The sequence below is a fragment of the Desulfosediminicola sp. genome, assembly GCF_048381775.1.
In the GTDB taxonomy this organism is placed as follows: Bacteria; Desulfobacterota; Desulfobulbia; order Desulfobulbales; family Desulfocapsaceae; genus Desulfopila; species Desulfopila ganghwensis.
Genome location: NZ_JBLXGE010000013.1, coordinates 18,077 through 40,653, shown reverse-complemented (window position 1 = coordinate 40,653; position 22,577 = coordinate 18,077). Strand labels below are relative to the sequence as shown.

19 protein-coding genes are annotated in these 22,577 nt (G+C 47.9%); 8 read left to right on the top strand and 11 right to left on the bottom strand.

The annotated features are described in order from the left end of the window. Positions 1 to 71 precede the first annotated feature (71 nt). Positions 72 to 722, top strand: coding sequence for a hypothetical protein (locus ACN5NT_RS19015; protein ID WP_419176500.1), 651 nt, complete (start codon positions 72 to 74; stop codon positions 720 to 722). Between the two features lie 223 nt (positions 723 to 945). Next, a complete protein-coding gene (locus ACN5NT_RS19010) occupies positions 946 to 1,728 on the top strand; it encodes an ATP-binding protein (RefSeq protein WP_419176499.1) in 783 nt (260 codons plus the stop codon). Between the two features lie 64 nt (positions 1,729 to 1,792). On the opposite strand, the gene ACN5NT_RS19005 is transcribed toward ACN5NT_RS19010, so the two are convergent. Both ACN5NT_RS19005 and ACN5NT_RS19000 read right to left on the bottom strand, forming a co-directional pair. Beyond that, positions 1,793 to 2,446, bottom strand: coding sequence for a YkgJ family cysteine cluster protein (locus tag ACN5NT_RS19005; RefSeq protein WP_419176498.1), 654 nt, complete (start codon positions 2,444 to 2,446; stop codon positions 1,793 to 1,795). A gap of 390 nt (positions 2,447 to 2,836) precedes the next feature. Continuing rightward, positions 2,837 to 3,310, bottom strand: a complete 474-nt coding sequence (locus tag ACN5NT_RS19000; protein ID WP_419176574.1) for a CreA family protein — start codon at positions 3,308 to 3,310, stop codon at positions 2,837 to 2,839. A gap of 314 nt (positions 3,311 to 3,624) precedes the next feature. On the opposite strand from ACN5NT_RS19000, the gene ACN5NT_RS18995 reads away from it, so the two are divergent. The 3 genes from ACN5NT_RS18995 to ACN5NT_RS18985 all read left to right on the top strand — a co-directional run bounded on the left by ACN5NT_RS18995 (position 3,625) and on the right by ACN5NT_RS18985 (position 5,978). Next, the gene (locus tag ACN5NT_RS18995) at positions 3,625 to 3,879 is read left to right on the top strand and encodes a thioredoxin family protein (protein ID WP_136797643.1); all 255 of its coding nucleotides are present in this window, start codon (positions 3,625 to 3,627) and stop codon (positions 3,877 to 3,879) included. Between the two features lie 98 nt (positions 3,880 to 3,977). Then, positions 3,978 to 4,820, top strand: coding sequence for a sodium:proton exchanger (locus ACN5NT_RS18990; protein WP_419176497.1), 843 nt, complete (start codon positions 3,978 to 3,980; stop codon positions 4,818 to 4,820). A gap of 618 nt (positions 4,821 to 5,438) precedes the next feature. Next, positions 5,439 to 5,978, top strand: coding sequence for a hypothetical protein (locus tag ACN5NT_RS18985; protein WP_419176496.1), 540 nt, complete (start codon positions 5,439 to 5,441; stop codon positions 5,976 to 5,978). Between the two features lie 126 nt (positions 5,979 to 6,104). Here the strand turns inward: ACN5NT_RS18985 and ACN5NT_RS18980 are convergent, their stop codons facing one another. The 7 genes from ACN5NT_RS18980 to ACN5NT_RS18950 form a co-directional block, all read right to left on the bottom strand. Further along, positions 6,105 to 6,470: a four helix bundle protein gene (locus tag ACN5NT_RS18980; protein WP_419176495.1), complete on the bottom strand. Its 366-nt coding sequence runs from the start codon at positions 6,468 to 6,470 to the stop codon at positions 6,105 to 6,107. A 262-nt stretch (positions 6,471 to 6,732) separates the two neighbouring features. Further along, complete coding sequence (locus tag ACN5NT_RS18975) at positions 6,733 to 9,075, bottom strand: O-antigen ligase family protein (RefSeq protein ID WP_419176494.1); 2,343 nt, start codon at positions 9,073 to 9,075, stop codon at positions 6,733 to 6,735. A 166-nt stretch (positions 9,076 to 9,241) separates the two neighbouring features. Then, entirely contained in the window at positions 9,242 to 11,494 is a 2,253-nt protein-coding gene (locus ACN5NT_RS18970; protein WP_419176493.1) for a GumC family protein, read from the bottom strand. A 323-nt stretch (positions 11,495 to 11,817) separates the two neighbouring features. Continuing rightward, positions 11,818 to 12,594, bottom strand: coding sequence for a polysaccharide biosynthesis/export family protein (locus ACN5NT_RS18965; protein WP_419176492.1), 777 nt, complete (start codon positions 12,592 to 12,594; stop codon positions 11,818 to 11,820). 185 nt (positions 12,595 to 12,779) lie between these two features. Then, the gene (locus tag ACN5NT_RS18960) at positions 12,780 to 14,096 is read right to left on the bottom strand and encodes an outer membrane beta-barrel protein (RefSeq protein WP_419176491.1); all 1,317 of its coding nucleotides are present in this window, start codon (positions 14,094 to 14,096) and stop codon (positions 12,780 to 12,782) included. Positions 14,097 to 14,187: 91 nt separating this feature from the next. After that, positions 14,188 to 14,637: a hypothetical protein gene (locus ACN5NT_RS18955; RefSeq protein ID WP_419176490.1), complete on the bottom strand. Its 450-nt coding sequence runs from the start codon at positions 14,635 to 14,637 to the stop codon at positions 14,188 to 14,190. A gap of 259 nt (positions 14,638 to 14,896) precedes the next feature. Beyond that, the gene (locus ACN5NT_RS18950) at positions 14,897 to 16,402 is read right to left on the bottom strand and encodes a PilZ domain-containing protein (protein ID WP_419176489.1); all 1,506 of its coding nucleotides are present in this window, start codon (positions 16,400 to 16,402) and stop codon (positions 14,897 to 14,899) included. 630 nt (positions 16,403 to 17,032) lie between these two features. On the opposite strand from ACN5NT_RS18950, the gene gmd reads away from it, so the two are divergent. Genes gmd through ACN5NT_RS18935 form a run of 3 tightly spaced genes read left to right on the top strand, consistent with a single transcriptional unit; the run spans position 17,033 to position 20,345 of the window. Continuing rightward, on the top strand, positions 17,033 to 18,148 hold the full coding sequence (gene gmd / locus ACN5NT_RS18945; RefSeq protein ID WP_419176488.1) for a GDP-mannose 4,6-dehydratase: 1,116 nt from the start codon (positions 17,033 to 17,035) through the stop codon (positions 18,146 to 18,148). Between the two features lie 48 nt (positions 18,149 to 18,196). Then, positions 18,197 to 19,192, top strand: a complete 996-nt coding sequence (fcl, locus tag ACN5NT_RS18940) for a GDP-L-fucose synthase (protein ID WP_419176487.1) — start codon at positions 18,197 to 18,199, stop codon at positions 19,190 to 19,192. 37 nt (positions 19,193 to 19,229) lie between these two features. Further along, the gene (locus ACN5NT_RS18935) at positions 19,230 to 20,345 is read left to right on the top strand and encodes a nucleotidyltransferase family protein (RefSeq protein ID WP_419176486.1); all 1,116 of its coding nucleotides are present in this window, start codon (positions 19,230 to 19,232) and stop codon (positions 20,343 to 20,345) included. A gap of 125 nt (positions 20,346 to 20,470) precedes the next feature. Here ACN5NT_RS18935 and ACN5NT_RS18930 read toward each other — a convergent pair whose 3' ends face one another. Together ACN5NT_RS18930 and ACN5NT_RS18925 are read right to left on the bottom strand one after the other, a co-directional pair. Continuing rightward, a complete protein-coding gene (locus tag ACN5NT_RS18930) occupies positions 20,471 to 21,193 on the bottom strand; it encodes a sugar transferase (protein WP_419176485.1) in 723 nt (240 codons plus the stop codon). Between the two features lie 193 nt (positions 21,194 to 21,386). After that, positions 21,387 to 22,565, bottom strand: a complete 1,179-nt coding sequence (locus ACN5NT_RS18925) for a nucleotidyltransferase family protein (RefSeq protein ID WP_419176484.1) — start codon at positions 22,563 to 22,565, stop codon at positions 21,387 to 21,389. Positions 22,566 to 22,577 lie beyond the last annotated feature (12 nt).

The following is a 22,577-nucleotide window of genomic DNA, read 5'->3' as shown; positions in this document are numbered from 1 at the left end:
TGCAGTGTGACTCGCCCGAGGACACAAAATTTTCATGAAATATCTGGGCTAATAGTTATTGTTAAAAAGTTATGTCTGATAAAACCTTCGTTCGTATTCCCGGCTTTTCCGCCAACACTCTTTCTGTCGCAACCTTAGAGAAAATCATTGCCCTGCTGAAAGATCATCAGGTCATGGAACTCAAGATCACCGGCAGACATCAATTATCCATACCGCCGACAGACCAGCATTCCCTGCAGGTGATTTCCAAAGGATTACAGAATCTTGATCCAGGGCTATCAGCGGCAGCTATCGCCAAGAATCAATCTGGTTTCAGCACCGTCCGAACCTGCCCGGATAGTACTAATTGCAAACATGGAATACGGGACATCACCCCAATAACTGATCTCCTCGACGCCATACGGTTGCCCGGCGAACTGCCGGCAAAGGTGAAAGTCAGTGTTGCCGGTTGCAAGATGTGTTGCACCGCCCCATTTGTCCGTGATATTGGCTTAATCGCCGAACGAAAAGGCTGGAAGCTGATTTTCGGTGGCAACAGTGGCGGCAGACCAAAAATTGGAGATGTAATAGCAGACGGGCTGACCGACGAGCAAGCTGTTGAATTGATTCTGAGATGCCTTATCATCTACCTAGAAAACGCAAAGCCCAAAATGCGCACTGCCCGTTTTATTGAATTTTACGGCGTAGATAGATTTACAAAGGAAGTACTGGGCAACGGGTAATAAAAGCCTCCATCCTTATTGATGGAAAATTATTTCATATAAACCAATAAAAAACGACATCACTTGACCCAGGTCAACGAAACATACCGCCTTTTCAGATACTATGTGGTCATGATCGTAAAGGAGCGCCCATAAGCAGGAAGACCGGCGCAATGATGCAATAAACACGTTACCGATAGATCTTCAGGCGGATTGTACAGTCATTTGATCTGGGAGGAGCAGCATGAAAAATATACGTAAGATTATCAAGATTGATGAAGAACTCTGTAATGGTTGTGGAGTCTGTGTTCCGGATTGTGCTGAAGGTTCACTGAAGATTATAGACGGCAAAGCCAAACTGGTGGCCGATAATCTCTGTGACGGCCTCGGCGCCTGCCTGGGCTCCTGCCCCACCGGTGCATTGCAGATTATCGAGCGCGAAGCCGACGAATTCGACGAAGAAGCTGTTGAGCAATTTCTGGCTGAAGAAAAGCGCAAGCAGGAAAAAGAGCAGCCGGCAACACCTGCAGCAACAATGGATTGCGGGTGTGCATCCAGCCATATCCAGTCCTTTAACCAGCCAATCAAGCCGATGAGTTCCTGCCAGACTGCCAGCCAGCCGCGCGAACTTGCTGTGGCTGCTGCGGACGAGGCCACCTCCAGCCTTCAACACTGGCCCGTGCAGATTCGTCTGGTTCCGCCAACTGCACCGTTCCTGCAGAATGCTCACCTGCTGGTAGCCGCGGATTGTACCGCAGTTGCCGCCCGTAGCTTCCAGGAGAAATACCTGGACGGTAAAGCCGTGATGATGGGTTGTCCGAAATTTGATGACGCTGAACTCTATATTCAGCGTTTCACCGACATCATCCAGACCTGCAACCTGCAGTCAATCACTGTGCTGATTATGGAAGTACCCTGCTGCTCCTCCATGAACGTCATCATCAATAAGGCAATTGAACGTGCTGGTGTTGATGTGCCGATTAAGAGGATTGTTCTCTCTGTGAGGGGAGAGGAAGTAATCAAGTAAGGTATGAGGAGTGAGGTGGGAGGAGAAAATACACCTTACACCTCACTCCTATCTCCTTACGGTGTTACCACCGCAACTCCAACCCTTCCGAAGTTTCTCTCACTTTCGCCCCAAGCTGTTGTAAAAGCTGAAACAGCGGGCGGCCGAAGTAGAACAGTTCCTCGCTCAGTTCGAGCTGATGCTCCTGCACTGCAAAAACGCGGAGTTTGATATCCTCATTCACCAGGTTCTGAAGAGCCTTGCGCTTCGGCTCCGGGATATTCGGGCGTAGGGCGGCAATTTCCTCAAAATCCGGGCAGCGAATCAGATTTTTATGCTCCTCCACCAATGGTCTGATCGGGTTATCCTCGGCAAGGATATCCAGTCGTGAGATGGTGTCTTTCTCGACCATCCCCAGTAGTTCTTCCGGCTGCCAGCACTTCAGCACTTTGCAGGCCTCAGGTCTGTGGCCGTAAATAGTGCAATTCTTTGATGTCGCGTCCAGGTAACAGCAGTCCCAATCTTTTCCTTTACCTTTGATTTTCACCAGCTCAACATTGGCCGGTGCAATCTTACCAGTTATCGGATTGTGAGCCAACTCACCCATTTTAATGGTAATAAGGTTCCTCAGTGGAATTTTACCCTCTCGTACCATCTCCAGATCTTTGGTGTGCAAAGCAGGTCCACCCGCCTTACAGCAACGCCCACACTGCTTACAACTTTCTTGCTTTTCACTCATATTATTTCAACGTCCTTCAACGAATTCATCCAAATTTATATATCTATCGGCAATCACAACAACCGCCCTTGGAACATGCCTTCCAACTTCCAACGCAGTTCCGCAGTTCAGCTTTTCCGCTGTTCCAGCTTTCCCCGCAGTTGCCGTTCCGCAGTTGCTTTTCGCAGTCCCCCCTAACACCTACCCCCTATCTCCTCACGCTTTTCAGCCGTTACCGCCGTTCCTGCCGTTCCTGCCGTTCGTTCCTGCCGTTGCAGTTGCTTTTCGCGGTCACGTCCCCCATCCAACGTCCAACGCCTTTCCGCAGTTCAGTAGCTCCGGAGTTCAGCAGTCCCCCCTAACACCTCACCCCTATCGCCTCACGCCTTCCAGCCGTTCCGCCCTTCTCCCTCAATCATTCCACTTATCAAGAATCGGAATCGCCGAAACAGCATTTTTCGGCGAGCCATCAACAAGCTTGTTGGAATAGGTCAAATAGATAAGGGTATGGCGTTTTTTGTCGTAATACCTTACTACCTGCATCGATTTAAAGAGCACCGAAGTCGATTTTTTAAAAACCTGCTCGCCATCATCCTTGCCGGAACGCACGCTCCCCGGCAATTGAATATTACCGGTCTGACGACAGGCGAGGGAAGCATCGGAGGTATCTTCCGCCAACCCGATAGACCCGCTTATGCCGCCTGTTTTTGCTCTACTTAAGTAGCAGGTAGCTCCAGGAATATCGGGGTCGTCAAAAGCCTCAATTACGATTTTATCATTGGCGCCGAGCATCTTGAACTTGGTGCGAACCTCACCTATCAGCTCTCCGTCCGCCCAGACAGTCGTTGCCGGCACGAGCATCGCAAGTGCCAAAATACAACCCATTATTTTCGTTCTGTTATCAGTATTCACAACGTAACCTCTTCTATTGTGCGATTTCATAATGATCACTACTTTCAAGGTTTCGACCAGACTTCATGCAGACTATCTGGTTAGGAGTCTTTATTCAGCAGAGTGCAGGAAATACCATAATACGACGTTTTTTTCATGGCATGTTTCGTCAACCAGACGATGAAGAAGCAATAGAAAGTGCAGCGTATGGCAAAGTCGGGTTGAAGTCACTATCTTTTTAAGCTACTTTCAGGCACATATTTAACTGAGCACTTAACAGACGTAACTTTAAATTTTAATGTACAAATATGAAAATCACTCTTTATAAGTCAAGTCTTTGCCCTCGCTGTCATTTTACCCGTAGGGTCCTGGAAGAACTCACAGCTGAACGTGATGATATTACCATAGAGCTTGTCGATGTACTCGTCGCCCCCCAGCGCACCATAAAAGATGGCGTGCGGATGATCCCTGCCCTGGTCTGTGGCGATCATCGACTGAGCGGGATATGGCTTGGTAACGATCAAATCAAGCAATATATTGAACAACTCACTTTTTCCGGCTGAGCCCGAAACCCACAGGCAATTGATATTTTGCTTTTTTCCGTCATAATTAAACCAGTTCATACAAGCTGGCTTTTCAGGGACTACAACAGACATATCCAATGAGACAAATACTCTTCGACTCAATCGGCAAACTCGACCTGCTGGTCTGGGTACTCGTAATTCTTTTCTTTTGCGGCAGCGCCCTGCTGTTTGGCGGCAATCTCCAATATTCATTTATCGGCGCAGGCGGGGTAATTCTTGAGATGCTGCTGATCGGCATGGCTATAGAACTCATCATAGAATGCTTGAAAAACACTAAGGGAATTGGCACCCTCACCGGGTTTATCACCAATGGCCCGGAGGCTCTCTGCCTCATCGTCGGTCTTGCTGTGGGTGATATTATCTTCGCTGCGTCAACCCCATTGGGCTCAAACTTCATGAACCCAATTCTGCTTTTTGTCGCCGCATTGGTTTGCGGACAGATTGCGGCTACCGCTAAAACCAGAGCGGGGTATACCCTTACCACCGTACTTGGCACCGCCGCCTTTGCCGGGTCGTTTTTCTTTATGAAACCCGAACAATATCTCTATTGGGTGGTTGGTGCTGTGACTTTCAGTTCTATTATGTTCTTCCTGCGCCCGGATGAAAACCACTCAGAAGAAGAGGAAGATCACCATATCAACCCCAAACTCTGGTTGTTACCGGCGATTATCCTGCTCACTGTGACCGGCTATTTCCTGGACGGTGTTGTAACCTTCGCCGCCACCCACTCCCACGCACCCAAAGGAGTGATTGGCTTCCTGGTTCTGGCCACTCTCACCAGCTGGCCCGAATTCAAGTCGTGCCTGGCTTTGCTTAACCGCAGGAAACACCTCGCTGCGATATTGAATATTACAGTCTCGAATATTACTAATATCTGGCTTGCCGCTGCCGGCGTGGCGACGTATTTGGTTTTGAGGTAGGAACTATTTGGAGTGTGAGGAGTGAGGAGGAACTGCGACAATAGGTAGGTGTGAGGCGTTAGGAGTGAGGAGAAAAGGCAACTGCAACTGCAATTCCCACCTTACCCTTAACTCCCTACCCCTACCCGTTATTCCCGTTGTAGCTCCCTTCTCATACCTAACTCCCGACTCCTACCTTGTTGTTCCTATCGCAGTTCCCTCCTCACACCTAACCCCTCACTCCTCACTGTTAATCCCGTAGTAGTTCTGTCCAACCCACAGTCCCAGTTGAGCCAGCACCCTGGTCATTTCACCGCCAAATGGGCCAATCACGATTTGCAGCAAGGTCAATTACCTGTTATGCTGTTCGAAGCAAGCCTAACAACCAATTGAATCTTTTACCTTGAAGCTTGTTACCGGTCTGTATCTGATTAAAACTCAACGATATGGTGGCTAGGTCGCCTATTCAGCCTGAGAAAATTGCAGGATGAGCATTACCCCGGCTCTACCACAAATATTGGCCCTGTCGCTAAATTATATGTAGCTGATGACGCGGAAGAAGAACGTGCAAAGCTCTGTCTTTTCTTGACGGAGTATAATTCGAAAGTTCCCAGCTTAGCAGGTCTTTCACTCCGAAGAATGAACAGGTGTATTCACATAATAATTCTCGCTTCACTGTTTCTTGGCATCAGCCTCCCGGAAGCTCGGGCCGCTGTAGTCGAAGGGCGGTATGTTACTGTCGAGTATCACAGTGATGGTCAACTGCTCCGTGAATTCAACAGCAACCTGAAGTTGAGCAGAAAACTGAGATATAACCTCAAGAAGTTAGAGTATCACTCTGTCGAGGACGAGGTTGCCGCCAAACTTGATATCCTTGTTGAGAAGGCGGAAATTATTCTGGACATGTTTCCTGCAAACCTCGATATAAAGGTGGTCCTACTTCCCTCAAGATACGACATAGCTGCAGTATACCGCCAGAAATACCAAAAGAAATTCAACCACATCGCTTACTACTCTCTCTCTGAAAACACAATCTACATCTCAGTGGACGATGCAAAACTCAAAGTAGTTGCCCACGAACTCGGCCACGCCGTGGTCGACCACTACTTTCAGGTCCGCCCTCCCTATGATATCCATGAATTGATGGCTGAGTATGTGGAGGAGAGGATTTCGCGATGACGACATCGTGGGATGGGAGAGGGATTATCTGCGCTGGGCAGCTATTTTCTATGGGGGAAAAGTGAGGTGAGAGGAGGGAGGGGAAAGGAGGAACTGCAAAAGCAAAGCAGGGAATAAACAAACTTTTCAGATCCTTTTTCTTACTGCGTTTATGAGACCGTTAAGCAGTGCTTGAGTCTCATTGAGCTTTTTTAATTCTGTATCGATATTCTTTATATAATCAAGCCGGGAGCACAGTAAGAGAAGGGTTTCTAATTCACATAAAGAGCCTCGTGCGATCGTGAGAAAATGAAGAAACTCCTTCTGCCCATTTCTACCAGCGCCCTCTGCAATATTGGCAGGAACAGAGACTGCAGCCCGCCGCAATTGGCTGCTAAGTTCGTACTTCTCGTAATCGGGTAGCCGGCGAGCAACACCATAAATATGTTCAACAAGCTTCATCCCTTCCTGCCAAACAACCAAATCATGATGCAACCGCTTTACTTGCTCCATACTCCCCCCTTGTTTTTGGCCTACCCCCTCACACCTTACGCGTCACCCCTACCCGGTTTTTTGCAGTTGCAGTCCCCCCACACTCCTAACCCCTCCCTCCTAACCGTTTTTTTGCGGTTACAGCCCCTCACCTCACGCCTATCTCCTTTCTTCAAATTATCATACAGTTGCAGTCCCTCACCTCACTCCTCACTCCTCACACCTAACTGGGGGGGGAAGCAGTCCCCCCCTCTCTCCTAACACCTCTCTCCTAACGAGCAGATCAATATGCGTCAAGTAACCCCATCAACCGCAACCCCCGCTTCGCCCCCTTAGAACGAGGATCTAACAAGAGCGCAGTGCGATACTCCTCTTCGGCGCGGTATGTAATGCCCTCAGTGCGATAGTAATCGCCGAGCTGGGTATGGAATGGTGCGTAATTGGGCACAGATTCCACGCCCAGGCGCAGGGTGCGGACCGCCTTGTCACGCTGTTTGGTTGAGTTGTAGAAAGAGATAAGCTGCTGATACCAGTGGGGAGAGATCTCTTCAGTAGAGTCGATGTGGTTCAGGGCGTTGCTGCGATAGTATTCCGCCCCTTCGATGTCACCTGTTTTCTGCAGGTAATCGCCATATATAATCCACACCGAAGGGGTTTTGGGAAGTGCGTAATCAATTTCGTCGCGGGAGAAATCAAACTCTGAGAAAAATGGAGCCACCCTTTTGACCAAGCCATTTTCGAGTTCCAACTTCTCTTGCATAAGTGCAGCCGCGCGCTGGCGTTCGCCTTGCCGCAACAGATACTCCAAATAAGGCATGACCAGATCATTCTTATGCCGGGCGCGTTTATACCCCTCTTCCATCAAGATGGCGGCAGTGTCCGCATTCTCAGTCAGGAGCCCGAGCCATTGCAGATCGACGCCGCTGGTCGGTGATTTCCTCGCTGCCTCAAGATGGAAATCATAAGCTTTTTGATATTCCCCCTGATGCAAATATGCACTCGCCAGGGCAGAACTATACCCCCCAGCAAAAGGATCCAACCGCCTGGCCCGTTCTGTGCCGTCGATAAGATCATGCAGCCGCTCCGGCCTGAGATACTGCGAGAGGTAAATATTTTGCACCTGCCCATAGGCCATGAAACCGGCCAGGGTTCGGTACTGCACGACCAGCATAACAGCAACGCAGCCCAATACCCCAAGACCGCAAAGGGCGTTTCTGCCGAGGCTGTACCTGCCGAGCAGGCTCTGGGCCCCATAAGCAGTAAACCTGCTGTTGCCCGCTGCCACCAGAACGCCGCAGAGAAAGAAAAAGTAGAGCCCCACCGCACCATTATGCATGTTGAAATCGGTAACGGAGTGGATCAGTATGGCAATGATTCCGGTCATGGCACCGATACCCAGCAACACTGAAAATTTGTCCCTGCGCATCCGAATTTTTTTCCAGCCATGGTGGAGAACCGCCAACACAAACCAGCCGGCCAGCCCGATGCCGATCACACCACCATCGGTGAGTAGTTCAAGATAGTCGTTATGGGCATGCACGAAAAACGAACTGCCCAGTATAGTCCGGTATGATGGAAATATATCAACGAAGGTACCAAAACCGGCCCCTAATATTGGAAAAGCCAGGATGAGCTGCCAGCAATCTCGCCAGATGTCAAGCCTGCCATCCTTAATCGCCCCGGTAGACTGGTCAACCCCTTGGTTAAATTCGGCAACGATAATATCCCAGCCAAACCAGGAAACGGAGGTGAGAACGCAGCAGATGACCAGGATTAAGGTCAAACGGCCGTGCTTGGGTCTTTTCAGGTTGTAAAGCAGAAAAAAAATCAAGAGCGAGGCAAAGATGGTGAGAATTCCCCCTCTGCTCAGGCTCACAAACACCGACATGGTGATGACCACTGCGGCAACACCATAAAACATATGCAGACTAGTCCCAGGCATTGTAAAAAAATCCACAATCCGCTGGCGCCATCCCTCATCGGGCGTCACTCTCGGTTTATAGAAAAGAAACAAGGCAATTGCCAGCGGGCTGAGAAGCTCCATGAACCCTGCATATTGGTTATGATATACCCAAGGACCTACAGTATAAGACCCTTCAGGGCCTTTTCGGAACCAGAACAGCGTATCAGGCGAAGTCACCCGGTGAATGAGCGCCAGAAAGGCAATGATCGCAGCAAGCCAGACCACCACGCTGACTGTTCGCTTGAGCGTAGCGTGAGACTGCAGCAACTGGACTGTAACGATATAGAAAAGGGCGTAGCAGCCTATCCGAAACAGCTCCTGTATGGTCGCCTTGAGATTAACCGTCAGCGGGATCCACCACTGCTCTCCTGCGACAGCAAAAAGCGGTTCATAAACGGAGTAATTGGCGGGCGCAATCACCCTCACCAGCTCAGGAGGCAACGGCACCAGCTGCACCACCATAAAGGCCAGCAACAACAAAAGCGGCACTATGCCGGGAATGACGTAGAGCCGCTTTTTCAAAAAACAGAAATAGGTAAACACCCCAACCGCAACCAACCCGGTGAGCATCTCCACCGTCACCATCGACCAGAGTTCGGTAGTGCCGAAGGCTGTTGGAGCGAAGACCAATATTACGAGGTAGAGGGTTGTAATTATTTTCATAGCTTACTGAGCGGATTCAATGGTGAGGGGGGGGGCAATAGAGAGGGGTTAGGAGATAGGAGTGAGGTGGAAAAAACATTCCTAACACCTCACTCCTAATAGCTTTCAACCAACGCTTCTGTCTTTTCTCATGGCATTTTGCTTTTATCTCCTAACACCTAACCCCTTACTCCTCACCTTCGTTTCTCGCATAATAACTCCCATACCCATACGAATAATACCCATTCCCCCTCATCTTCATGCCATTCAACACAAAACCCAGAACCTTGCCATTAACATCACTCAGTTTCTTCAGGCCGCTTTCCAGCATTTCATTAGTGGTCTTGCCTGCGCGGACAACAACAACCACACCGTCAACAAGCTGGCAGAGAGCGAGACTATCGGTGACGCTCTGGACAGGAGGGGAATCGAGGAGGATGAAATCGTATTCCTGCTTCATGCTCTCAATAAGCATCTTCATACGGTCGGAACCGAGCAATTCGGCAGGAGCTGGTGGAATCGGGCCGGAAAGAATAGCGGAAATCCCTTCGTTGGGTGGCTGGACAATAGCTTCACTTCCACCGGAGCCCGTTAAAATCGAGCTAAGCCCAACTTCATTTCTCACGCCGAAAAAAGAACCGAGGCGTGGTTTGCGAAGATCGCAATCAATCACCAGCACTTTTTTATCGTTCTGGGCCAAAATTCGAGCCAGATTAGCGGTAGTGGTAGTTTTGCCTTCCCCCATCCCCATACTAGTTACCAATATCGTTTCAGGCGGTTTACCCGCAGCAGATAGCAGCAGGCTTGAGCGAATAAGACGATAACTCTCCGCAACCGGGCTCAGGGGTTTCGTTACCACCACCGATTCGATCGAGTCAGCATTCTTCTTCAACTCTTCTACAGAACCAAGGATAGAACCACCAAACCGATCTCCAAGATCCTTTTCGTCTTTAACCGTGTTATCGAGATATTCGATAAAAAACGCCAAACCAACACCACCAAACAGGCCAAGAATGAGGCCCAGCATCAGGTTTCGCTTTTTGTTCGGCTTTGATGGGAAAAGCGGCATTTCCGCCTTTTTGGTCACCCAGATATTCACGCTCTGGGATTGCTCGGTAACACTCTCTTTCTTGATACCCGCCTGCAGGGTATCATACATTGCCCTGTTGCTGTCTACCTCACGCTTCATCACCTTATACTGCATGAACTTTTCGTTCGACTCCAGCATCTGCGACTTGGTATCGGCCAGCAGTTCTTTCAGGCTCTCTTCCTTTGAGGCCGCAAGCTCATAAGAGTTGGTTATTGAGCTGAGCACTCGCTCTATCTCATAGCTTTTTTCATCGGTCAGACTGCGCAACTCACTCTGGGCCTGGATCATCTTCGGGTGTTTATGCCCATACTTTTTAGACAACTCCTGAATATCCAGATTCGCCTTATAAATACGCTCACGGATCGATTTCAGCACCTCACTTGAAGCCAGGGTTGGGATTTTCTCAAGTCTATCAAGGTTATTACCCGCTGCACGAATCTGGGCAAGCTGATCGGCTAGTTCTTTCTTTTCGGCTTCAGCCTTAGAGATCTGATTACCAAAACCAGAAAGTTTCTGCGGCAAAACAGTAAGCTTATCCTCCACTGTCACCAGGTCGTTATCCCGCATGAACTGCTGCAGTAGCCGCTCTGAATGCTCGAGTTTTTCACGCTCTTCCCTGGCCTTATCGGTCATCCACTTTACCGAATAGCTGCTGGTGCTCAAACGAATTTCCAGCATCTCATCCATATAGGCCTTAACTACCGCATCTGAAACGATTTTGGCGATACCGGGGTTTTCGTGAGAAAAGGAGATAGTGACAATCTTGGTATTCTTGACAGGCGTTACCGAAAGACCGCCCTGGATTATCGATGCGATAATCTCTTCTTCGGTCATCGGTTCATCATTGAAAGACTCACCGGCAACGCCTGCTTCTACCTCTTCACTGCCCCCGGCCAGGTTACGCAGCCAGTCATAAGCCGGCCCTATCACAGCTTTGATTGACTGCTTTACGGACTGAACAAAAGTAACTTCGGTATCTTCCTCAAAGAAATATGAGCGATAGCGGGTGGTGAGGTTCAACTGCTCCACGACCTTCTGGGCTACATTGGTGCTCTGAATAATCTGCGATTGGGTTTCGAGAAAATCTGGCTCCCAGCGGGAAAACTGGTTCTCCAACCCCTTAGAACCGTAATTCCTCTCGATCAGCACCTGTGAAGAGGCAGTATAGATCGGGGTAGTTGTAAACGTCTTCAACGCAACAACCAGAAAAACAACCGCCAACACCGTGAGAATGAGATATTTGCGCTTGCTGACAATCTGCAGATAATCACGAAGATGAATTTCCTGTTCCTCAAACTCCTCGGGATAGTAATCCCGATACTCTCTCTGATCTCTTCTATCTCTTTCCATTGTGTGGAGCCAAGCCTGAAGTTTCTTTAATAAATTATTTGAATTTGAAACGTTTACATCGGGAGGATTAGGTGAGTTGAGATAGTCTGCTAGTCAAGGAGACTTGCGAATCGCTCTACCTTAGTATGCGATTCGCAAAAGCGACGAAGAATAGCAGTCCATTGTCCCATAACTCTCACTAAGCAACTCCCTGTCAGAGAATTGCAATTTTGGTTTCAGATCAAGGCATCGAAGAAAAATTAAGCGGAGGCATATATTAATATGTCGAGCATTAATTTTTCTTCGATAACGCGGAGATGAGCCAAAAGTGCATTCTCCTACCCCTAGAAAAAGCTTTCCGGAACGACAACAACATCGCTATCCTTTAACTGTGTATACAAATCGATCTTCTTATAGACCTTCTTCTGATTATCGACGATACGAACAAGGTTAATACCGGAGCGTGAAGCTTTGCCGGTAAACCCACCAGCCAGCGCCACGAGTTTGAGGACTGTGGTGTCATCACCACAGGTGTAGGTGCCGGGCTTTTCAACCTGGCCGGTAATAAAGCACATGCCCCCCTTGGAGACAAAAACGGTATCTCCATCCTGAATAGCCATGTTATGGGTGAGATCACCCTTTTCAATCAGGGCCTGAAGGTCAACAATAATAATGGGGTTTTCTTTGCTGCTGTTCTTTCTCTGGATGGTGGCGGTATCCCCTGCGTCCTTCTCAAGACCTCCGGCTTTTGAAACCAGCTCAAGGAAACTTGTCGGGCCACTAAGCTCTACCAGGCCAGGTGAGCGTACACTTCCGAGGATTACCGCTTTTTTGGAGCGAAATTCTTCGACAAAGACATTTACCTGGGGACTTACCAGATAACCATCGGACAGCAAGGCCGTGATTTTATCAGTAATGGCATTTACGGTGAGGCTTTGTACCTCCACCTGACCAATCAGCGGCATGACTATGGTACCTGCAGTGGAAACCCGAACCTTGGTTGCCAGGTCATCATTGTCATACACAGTTATACTGAGTACATCCCCCGGACCGACGTGGTATTCACTTGCCACACCAATCTTCGTTACACACAACGCCAGCAAACAAAAAAGATACAGCACGCTCCTTCTCACAAAAACCACTCTCTCTAACCATTCAGTTAATAATAAACAATCCCCTCACGTAATGAGGGGATTGAGGCAAAACGCAAACTGCGTTTCCCGGCAGTTACATTTGTATTCAGAACATCGCAGAGGCCAACACCGCCCAGACTGGCGTGGCATACTGACTACAACATCTCCAGCCATCACATCGCGAAGTTCAGACTGAGATAAATAGTATTGGTATCATAGTCATAAGCATCATCAGACGAATCCGTTGTCTCAAACGAATACGACAGCTCCGCCATCAACCAGTCGCGTACCAGGAACTGAACCGCAGGGGAGATGTAAAAGGTATCTTCGTCGCGGTCGGCCTGCCCGACAAGCTGCTCGTAATCTGAGTTCTCATACCCCATCCCCAGCTTGGCCGTGATCTTCTCGGTCATCGCCTGACTGTAAACAAAGCGGGCACCCAAAACAAGCTTCTCCGAGGCTCCGGCATTGTCGGATTCCTCGTTTTTCTGGTACAGATCGAGGGTCATGTCGGTCTTGTCGGTCATGCGATAATGGGCCTGAAGATCCAGGGTGAAATTATCGCTGTCCTGATACTCGTCAGTCTCAGCATCAAACGATTTACTCTGCAGACCTGCCTTGAACAACAGGGCCAGCTTGTCGGAGCTAACCCAGCGGACACCACCATAGTAGTAGTCCTGGCTGTTATCCTTGGCCGTATCGTTATCATACTCAACGTCGGTATAACGATACTGCAGGAACAGCGAAGTCTTCTCAGAATATTTGTAATAGCCGTAGAGATCAATAACATTATCGGTACGGTCAAAGAAGAAGGCGTTGTCAGCCTCATCATACTGAAGCAGGAAGTTGGAATAATCCACCTTGAAGCGCAGCTTCTCGGTCAGCTCCCAGTCCGCAGTCAACATGAGCAGGTTGGTATCAAACTCGCGCAGGTCTTCATCAGTTGCTTCGCCCACGCCAAAATCGTCGTGCCCAAGGGTAAAACGGTCCAGTACACGCAGGGAGAGGCCGCTGGCCATATTCCAGCGCGCCATTCCTTCCGCATAGTAATCTTCTGAATTCAAGTCGGAATCATACGAGTACATGTTGATATCCGAGCCAACAAGCGCGTAAAGCTGGTACTTATCCGTACCGACATCGTCATCAAGCTCCAGCTGCAAGCCACCCGCAGAGGTATTATGCGGGGCAATGGTTATGGGAACCACACGCATGCGTGGGAGCGAGAACCACACGCCAGGAGAAATGGTATAGAGCCAGCTGCTGTCGGTATCGTCGTCAACATTGAAGACGTTATCGGTCCAGCCAGTCCGCAGACTGAGATAGGGATGAATATAGCCACCCCGGACTCCGAAGATCTCATCATCAGCAAAGCCACCATTTTCGGCCGGAACCACAACCAGATCATTGACGTCCACGGTGTTTTGCGCAGACGCTGTGAACGGCAGTAAAGCACAGGCCGTTGCCAGCCCGATATATTGTAATTGCTTCATTTTTACTCACCAGATAATAGAACGTTCTTTCAATCAAACCACCTGAAATTCATTACAGTCATTGAGCGGGTTTTCCGTTACACAACTCAAATCAGTTTGGTTCAGGTTGAAAAGGGCTGGCCCCATGACGCGGCCCATGACCATTGCCATTACCATTTGGCGGTGGGTTGAAAAACCGACTGTTGTTGTTGGGGTATGCCTGGGCATCGACTACCTGATCGCCACACTCTGCGACGCTCTGTTTGTGCCCTGCAATCACAATATCTTCAGATATTTTGTATTTCTTGGCTGCCGCATTAATATCAATGCCGTTTACCCCGGCGCAATAGAGAGCTTTAACCAGATTCTGCGGGTTCAGACTCTCTATACCCAAGGCGCTTTCAATGATTTCTGCCGGGGCGGTTCCCTGTTCGAGAGCACCCTCAACCGCAACCTGAATATTCTCTGCCTCATATGCAGTCTGAAAATCTTCCAACCAACCGGCAAGCGCCACTGTAGCAGAAACAACAACAATACTTAGTGCAGCTATAATCTTTTTCATGTCTTCCCTCCTCTGACCGTTATTCTTATCAGATATATAATTTCCCTGTTTCCTATATATATACTCAGCTTTATATAATACTCTTCAGCTTTTACATATTTCCCACATCCAACGCCCTACCCGCAGTTCCCCGCAGTCGCCGTTGCAGTTACTCCTCCCCCCTCACCCCTAACACCTCTCCAGCCTGCGCAGTCACGTCCAACATCCAACGTCCAACCCGCCGTTCCGTCCCACCTGCATTTCCTGTTGCAATCCCCTCCTACCTACCCTTCCCCCCAACCTCAAACGCCCAACCCCGAACACCCATTTTCTCTGCTTCCAACCTCTTCAACTCACTTATATACCTTCCAAGCGTTTCCCTGCTCTCAACGCTCATGCCCTCAAACCGCACACCATAAAACGTTGCATTTCCCTGCTTGCAAGACCACACACTTTCAAACCTGAGTTCCATCCGTTCAGTTATATCGTGCACCTGAACGTCGATCATGCAATTGCTTTTAGTGGGCATGGCTATTTCCGATTTCCACCTGACCAGACTTCCTATTCTGGAAATATTTAAAATTCTTGCGGAAACCGTACCATCATCAGTCGTTACTCTACAATTGAGACGAACAGGGTAGCGTTTCGCCTTGCGATAAACCTGCAGCAAATCAAAGACTCCAAAAAGCAACGATGTCATATTACTTTTCGTTATCCTCTCGGTATTATGCCGACGAAACCGATATGTGAAACGAAGAAAACTTGTAATATAGAATGAAGCCAGTAAATAGCATGAAAAATAGACCACATAAACAGCAAAAAGAGCAGACTCAGAGGCAGAATAAAGCGGGCTTAATAAAGTCAAACCGCCAAGCCCTGCACTAATCATCAAAATGAGGCGCACCGCCCCCTCCTTGCTCAACCCGTAACGCAGAAAGATATGATGCAAATGATACTTATCGGCAACAAAAGGGTTCTGACGACGCATTAACCGCTTGCCCATTACGACAATTGTATCGGTGACCGGCACCGCAAGTATCAACAGCGCTGAAACTGGCTTAAGTATCGGAGCAATTCCCTGGGAACCTACAATGGCCATAAAGACCAGGGCAAATCCTAAACAGAGACTTCCCGCATCCCCCATAAACATCCTGGCAGGTGTCCAGTTAAAATGCAGAAACCCAAGAACTGCTCCAGCCAGAGCAAGATTGAGTAAAACAAGATTTGTGTTACCGGCAAAAGAGGCATGGGCACTAAAATAGAGAAAGGCAATAAAAGAAATACCACCCGCCAGTCCATCGAGGCCATCAATGAGATTGACGGAGTTTATCACCCCTACCACGCAGAACACCGTCACGAGCCAGGCAACCAGTAAACCACCGGGTACCAGCAGTTCCCCATTACCAAACAGATCTCCGAAAGAAAAGAGAACCGCCTTGCTGAAATAGATCATGAGACAGGCGGCGATGATCTGGGCTGCAAACTTCTGTTTCGGCCCAAGTTCCATAAAATCGTCGAGAAAACCGATAAACAAAAGAACTGCGAGCCCCAGAAAAAAACCACGCAAACCAGCAATGGGGATAAAGAGCATGCTGGCAAAGGTGACTGCAATCATCATCCCTATCCCACCAACCAGTGGTTTAGGCTGAGTGTGCACTTTTCGACTATTTGGCTTATCCATCAAGCCAAGTCGTAAAGCAATGCTGGAAAGCTTCGGCAAGGCAAAGAGAGCGATAAACAGTGAAGTGAGGAATACCAGAATTAAGCGTAACTCTACAGTAAGCATGACATAGTGACCCTATTAACAAAATAATGATTAGAATCAGTTGTATAACACACCATCTACACCATGGATATGGGTACAATTACCTATTTTTCATCGATTTCGGCAAAATTCTTCAGGATATTTTTGCAGCAAAAAACTGACCGACCTCCCTGACCAGGGTTTTCATTTTCAAAAGTTCGCACACTCCGGTAGCTCAACATCTGACTGAGAGATGAAATCCCGCAGACATAACCAGTCAACATTAGTAAAGAGCTGGTCACCCTGCGTACCGCTGATTAATCACTCATTGCCGTTCACTCGCTGTTTTTCTCTTGAACCCAATGAGTGATAAAAAATAGTTAAGGCTGTAAAATAGGCATGATTACCTATTTACCTCCCCGACACCCCCTGTTATACAACGACAACCAGTTTTAATTATGAGGTAAATTCAGTTGCATCAGGAAACTACGCTTCTTTGCTTTTTGGATGGCCGCCAGCTCACACACATTTTCGCACTCTGCGACCCGCCCTCTGAAAACTCTTGAGTAACTCCAACACAAACTGTATCTACCTTTCACACGTATCCCAATAATCACCGGAAACAGCTACTAACAGCACCCTACCCAGAACTTTTATCAACAAATTGAAATTATGAAGAGAGCACTGATAACAGGTATTACAGGACAGGACGGATCGTATCTAGCCGAGTTTCTGCTAGAAAAAGGCTATGAGGTGCATGGAATAAAACGGCGCTCATCATCATTCAACACCGAGCGTATTGATCATATTTACCAGGACCCGCATTCCGAAAATCAGTGTTTTCATCTCCACTACGGGGACCTGACCGACTCATCAAACCTCACTCGTATTCTTCGAGAAGTGCAGCCAAACGAAGTGTACAACCTTGGTGCCCAGTCCCATGTAGCCGTTTCTTTTGAGGCTCCCGAATATACGGCAGATGTTGTCGGCATGGGTACACTCCGCCTGCTTGAGGCTATTCGCTTCCTAGGTCTTGAAAATACAACACGTTTTTACCAGGCATCTACTTCTGAACTGTACGGCCTGGTACAGGAAACCCCACAATCAGAAACCACCCCATTTTATCCGCGCAGCCCGTATGCAGTTGCAAAACTCTACTCATACTGGATTACCGTGAATTACCGTGAGGCCTACGGCATGTACGCCTGCAACGGCATCCTCTTCAACCACGAATCTCCCCGCCGGGGCGAGACCTTTGTTACCCGCAAAATCACCCGCGCCCTGGCCAATATCGCCCAAGGGCTTGAACACTGCCTTTACCTCGGCAATATGGACTCATTACGCGACTGGGGCCACGCCAAGGATTATGTACGTATGCAATGGCTGATGCTGCAGCAGGATAAGCCCGAAGATTTTGTTATAGCAACCGGTAAGCAGATTTCAGTGCGGGATTTCGTGAGGATGACCGCTGCTCAGGTCGGCCTTGAGTTAGAATTTTCTGGTGCAGGTGTTGAAGAGACCGCCACAGTAACAGCAATCTCAGGCGATAAAGCACCTGGAGTACAGGTAGGTGATATCATAGTGCGGGTTTCCCCCCGCTATTTTCGCCCCGCCGAAGTCGAAACTCTTCTCGGTGACCCTACCAACGCCAAAACCAAACTCGGCTGGGTGCCGGAAATCTCTATTGAAGAGATGTGTGCCGAAATGGTTGCCAACGATCTCGAGCAGGCAAAACAGCATGCGCTGTTAAAGGCAAATGGTTTCAATGTATCAGTTACTCAAGAGTAACTCAAAAGTATCCCAAGAGACCACGGCACCAATTCAATTCAGAGCTGTATGAAACACACAACAAACGAACCAGTTATGACCCCAAAAACACGAGTCTTTGTCGCAGGCCATAATGGCATGGTCGGCTCCGCCATAGCGCGGCAACTTAAACAGCGTTCTAATATTGAATTGATACTGCGCTCATCTGCAGAACTAGACCTTACCAATCAACAAGCGGTTCAAGAGTTTTTCGCCAAAGAAAAAATCCACCAGGTCTATTTAGCCGCCGCTAAGGTTGGCGGCATTGTCGCCAACAACACCTACCCGGCGGAGTTCATCTATAAAAACCTGATGATCGAAGCTAACGTCATACATTCAGCCTTCAAGTCAGGGGTAAAAAAACTTCTTTTTCTTGGCTCCTCCTGCATATATCCCAAACATGCAGAGCAACCAATGAAAGAAGAGACCTTACTCACCGGCCTGCTGGAACCGACCAACGAACCCTACGCCATAGCGAAGATAGCGGGCATAAAGCTCTGCGAAAGCTACAATCGCCAGTATGGGGTCGATTACCGTTCCGTGATGCCGACCAACCTCTACGGTCCAAATGACAACTTCCACCCTGAAAACTCACACGTAATACCTGCGCTCATCAGACGGTTCCACGAGGCGAAAGAAAATGGTGAAAAGGAGGTAACCGTCTGGGGTAGCGGCAAACCCATGCGCGAATTTCTCTATGTGGATGATATGGCATCCGCGTCCATTCATGTGATGGAACTGGACAACAACACCTACCAGCAATGCACAGATCCCATGCTCAGCCACATAAACGTCGGCACGGGGATTGACTGCACCATTCGTGAACTGGCAGAGACCGTGGCAAAAGTGACAGGCTTTACGGGAAATGTCGTATTCGATACATCAAAACCTGATGGAACTCCAAGAAAACTCTTGGATGTTTCCCGGCTCTCACGATTAGGCTGGCAGGCTACAACGCCACTTGAAAATGGTTTGGGCAAAGCGTACGAATGGTTCCTGGCAAACCAAACTGCCATCAGGCAATAAGGCATTATAACAGTAACGAAGATTATATTTTATCACGATGTCATGTCCTTACTACCACCCTGATAAACAACATCGGTATCTTCGCCTGCTCCGCTATGCGAGAATACATGATGACCACGAGGATTCTGAAACACAGCTCGCAAACAGCGAGCTGTTGTTCAATGATTTAGAATCACTATCATCAAATTTCCAATCAGAAATTCGCCCATTCCTCCCGCTCATTTACCGTAAGGCTGTCAAGACAGGAGTCTTCAGTCAGCTTTCGCTTGAGGCACAGTCACTTCTGAAAAACAGGGCACTGCAACTCATCGCAACCGATCTTGCGAATAAGCACTGCTTAGCAGGCCAATTTCCCAAATTTGCAAAAGAAAAAATACCCATCATTCTACTGAAAGGTGCAGCGTTTTCGAATAACCTCTATCCGGATAATTTCCCGCGAATTGGTTGCGATATCGACTTCCTGGTCAGGGAAGATGATTTTCAAAAGGCCTGCACCCTCATGGAAGAAACGATGCGGCCTGTCGTTATTGATAGCAAACGTTTAGCAACCCATGAAACACTTTTCGAAAGGGTTTTTACACCTCGCAAGGGATTCGGCCCCCCTGTCGAAATTCATCGTGGGCTGACCAACCCACATATATTCAATATCGACCCGCAATCCATGTGGGAAGCAAGCAGGCGACACCCTGAATACGATTCTGAATTTATACGAATTCTCTCATCAGAAGATACGCTGTTGCATTTGGCAGTCCATGCATTTAGGGATCTCGACTTTTGCAACCATAACCTGCTGGATGCCCATGAAGTCTGGTTGCAGTGGCAGCCAGACCACGATAAACTCATCGCACTCGCAAAAGACTGGGGGGCGCAGAAAGTGCTATATTATCTTTTGTCGAATTGCAAGACCATTATCGGAACACCCTGCCCGGAAGAGTTATTCGACAGCATAGCCCCTGGTCAAAATGTCGATTTGATCAATAAGAGGATCCTGCAATCACAGATACTACGAAACGCAAGGAGTAGTAAGTCTTCCAGCTATAGGGCAATACAGTTACTAGGCCAGATGACATTCCCTGACCGAATCAGACAAGGCATTAAATACCAACTACACTATGTACAGACCAGACTCAAAGATCTATACACTAGTGCATGACAAACTGTGAAAACAATATCTTGAGTTCGAAAATATCCTATTCACCATTTGCTTTAACCTTTGTTAGGTCTCGCTTAGAAGAATTCCCATGAAGGCCTGAGGAACGGACTGGCCCTCGTAAGCAATCAGTGCCCACCACCTTTAGCAACAACAACAACTCCTTTCCAGATCACATACAGATCAGTGGCTAGAAGGCCTAGCGCAGAAGAATTCAAATAGCGATGGACATACTCGTACTCATAAATAGGCTTACCGAATTCAGGAGTTCCTTTACGAACATGGCCATAACCAAGCAAACCGCCCCTCACTAATTTACGAGTAACATTCCCCTGGCCCAAATCCCTCTCATAATGATGCACTGCAAGAGGTCTCGGCCCAACAAATGACATATCCCCTTTGAGAATCAGGTAAAATTGCGGGATCTCATCTAAATAAAACTTCTTTACGAATTTCCCCAGATAGGTATGAGCCTCAGGCATCCACTCATTTTTATAGGCATGCCAGTCACCCTTGGCTTGGAGTTCCTTATCAATATAGGACTCTTTTATTAGCCTGATTTTCCACTTTTTAAACTTCTTGCCATGGCTCACACCATAATAATAAAAGAAAAGAGGTCCTCTGTTCTCAGGTAGGATTACCCCTTCCAACCAATTGGCGATGAATAGAGATACTAACATCGGAGATGTGAGTATAAAGAAAAACAACGCTACCATCTTGTCAAAAATCAACTTTGGCAGTGGCACCTTAAGAGGCCCTTCCATCTCAAATATTTGCTTATATTTTTCCCTAATCTCCTCTGATGGTGGGGTGTAAGGAAAGGCCTCTTTGGGTTCTGTATCTGTATTCATATTTTTAATAATTTAATAAAGTATTATTCAATCAACTATTTCACATTCAATTGCAATTATAGACATCTTATCAGCTGCTCCCTGCCAACCACTAAAACTGACAAAAGCAGAAACACGAAATCCCTATCTGGAAAGATCTATGTTTTTTTGTCCATTCCTTCCATTTTTTATCGCAACCTGAATTAACGCGGATTCACTTTGAGCACCACCAAATACGCTGAAATCCAGCCACCAGTAACCGAAAAGGACGAAATACATAATTCAGGACTTTCAATTGCCTAGGTAAAGGCCAACACCGCCAGTCTCGTTCTGTTGGCCGAAACAACAAAATCCCCCCCCAGCGAATTCTCTGATACAGGTTATCCTGAATGGCGAACTGGAATACTGAGAAACGGTCTGGATGCTCTGATTTCGAAACGACACCAAGTTTATCCTTCAAGAGCGGACTGCCGCAATAGCTAACCATGCCGGCAAAACCTCTTTCTGCTTCTATCTTTTGAGAAACATCCCAAGGAAAGTTTACGTTGAAAAACTCCTTAACCAGATACAACCCAAACAGCACGTTTCGTCGACATCTAAATCTTTTCATTAACAGAAAAACAATGTCCCAGTTCAATGCACCAGAAATATCCAGAAGCTTTTTCACACTCAACAACCACTCCAACCGATCCCAGCTGTGCTTGGCACCATGCACGCACAGGTATACCAGCAAATCCTCATCACCAAAAGCAAGTAGCTCTTTGCCTGCAATATCGATAGCAGCGCAACGCTCTACAACATCAAGATACATATAAGGTCTGGAAAAAACCCTACCGGACAATTCCCAGTGCAACTCGATGACTGATGATAATGAAGCGTTGCTAAAGATAATATTGTCTTCATGTTCACAATACAAATCCAGCTGCTCTTCCGAAATCTCAAGTTGAGGTGTATACCCTGCATCTCTCAATACCGTGATCGCAGAAAAAACATACTCTGGCCTAACAAGGATATCCAGATCCCCAAATGACCTCTTCGCAGGATCTCCATACAACCTTTGCGAAAGTATCGGACCTTTAAAAGGAATTACATCAACACCCTTTCTCTCAAATCTAGTGATGATATTGACTAAAACCCCGGTATAACGGAGAGAGATTACCGTCTTTTTCAGCAGGATGGATTTGATAGCCGACTTCTGGTCTTCAGGGACTAAAGAAGTGAGTTTATCAAGAAGGATCGGGAATACAAACAGCTCCGTCCCTTCGCGAGCTACCACTTCAAGAAAATACTCCCAATCAATAACAGAGCAGCCAAGTGCACCCTTTTCTCCAGACACAGGAAACTCAGCAGATTCAAGAAGACAATTTACGAGCAGCTGATCTTCGTATCTCATGCGGCATGGTAT

Bases quoted from the DNA above. Each gene is read 5' to 3' on its own strand.
- ACN5NT_RS19000 (WP_419176574.1), bottom strand. From the start codon at position 3,310: ATGGGTTGTATTTTGGCACTTGCGATGCTCGTGCCGGCAACGACTGTC.
- ACN5NT_RS19015 (WP_419176500.1), top strand. From the start codon at position 72: ATGTCTGATAAAACCTTCGTTCGTATTCCCGGCTTTTCCGCCAACACT.
- ACN5NT_RS18950 (WP_419176489.1), bottom strand. From the start codon at position 16,402: ATGCTTACTGTAGAGTTACGCTTAATTCTGGTATTCCTCACTTCACTG.
- fcl (WP_419176487.1), top strand. From the start codon at position 18,197: ATGAAACACACAACAAACGAACCAGTTATGACCCCAAAAACACGAGTC.
- ACN5NT_RS18985 (WP_419176496.1), top strand. From the start codon at position 5,439: ATGAACAGGTGTATTCACATAATAATTCTCGCTTCACTGTTTCTTGGC.
- ACN5NT_RS18995 (WP_136797643.1), top strand. From the start codon at position 3,625: ATGAAAATCACTCTTTATAAGTCAAGTCTTTGCCCTCGCTGTCATTTT.
- ACN5NT_RS18990 (WP_419176497.1), top strand. From the start codon at position 3,978: ATGAGACAAATACTCTTCGACTCAATCGGCAAACTCGACCTGCTGGTC.
- ACN5NT_RS18955 (WP_419176490.1), bottom strand. From the start codon at position 14,637: ATGAAAAAGATTATAGCTGCACTAAGTATTGTTGTTGTTTCTGCTACA.
- ACN5NT_RS18975 (WP_419176494.1), bottom strand. From the start codon at position 9,075: ATGAAAATAATTACAACCCTCTACCTCGTAATATTGGTCTTCGCTCCA.
- ACN5NT_RS19005 (WP_419176498.1), bottom strand. From the start codon at position 2,446: ATGAGTGAAAAGCAAGAAAGTTGTAAGCAGTGTGGGCGTTGCTGTAAG.
- gmd (WP_419176488.1), top strand. From the start codon at position 17,033: ATGAAGAGAGCACTGATAACAGGTATTACAGGACAGGACGGATCGTAT.
- ACN5NT_RS18930 (WP_419176485.1), bottom strand. From the start codon at position 21,193: ATGAATACAGATACAGAACCCAAAGAGGCCTTTCCTTACACCCCACCA.
- ACN5NT_RS18925 (WP_419176484.1), bottom strand. From the start codon at position 22,565: ATGAGATACGAAGATCAGCTGCTCGTAAATTGTCTTCTTGAATCTGCT.
- ACN5NT_RS18960 (WP_419176491.1), bottom strand. From the start codon at position 14,096: ATGAAGCAATTACAATATATCGGGCTGGCAACGGCCTGTGCTTTACTG.
- ACN5NT_RS18970 (WP_419176493.1), bottom strand. From the start codon at position 11,494: ATGGAAAGAGATAGAAGAGATCAGAGAGAGTATCGGGATTACTATCCC.
- ACN5NT_RS19010 (WP_419176499.1), top strand. From the start codon at position 946: ATGAAAAATATACGTAAGATTATCAAGATTGATGAAGAACTCTGTAAT.
- ACN5NT_RS18980 (WP_419176495.1), bottom strand. From the start codon at position 6,470: ATGGAGCAAGTAAAGCGGTTGCATCATGATTTGGTTGTTTGGCAGGAA.
- ACN5NT_RS18935 (WP_419176486.1), top strand. From the start codon at position 19,230: ATGTCATGTCCTTACTACCACCCTGATAAACAACATCGGTATCTTCGC.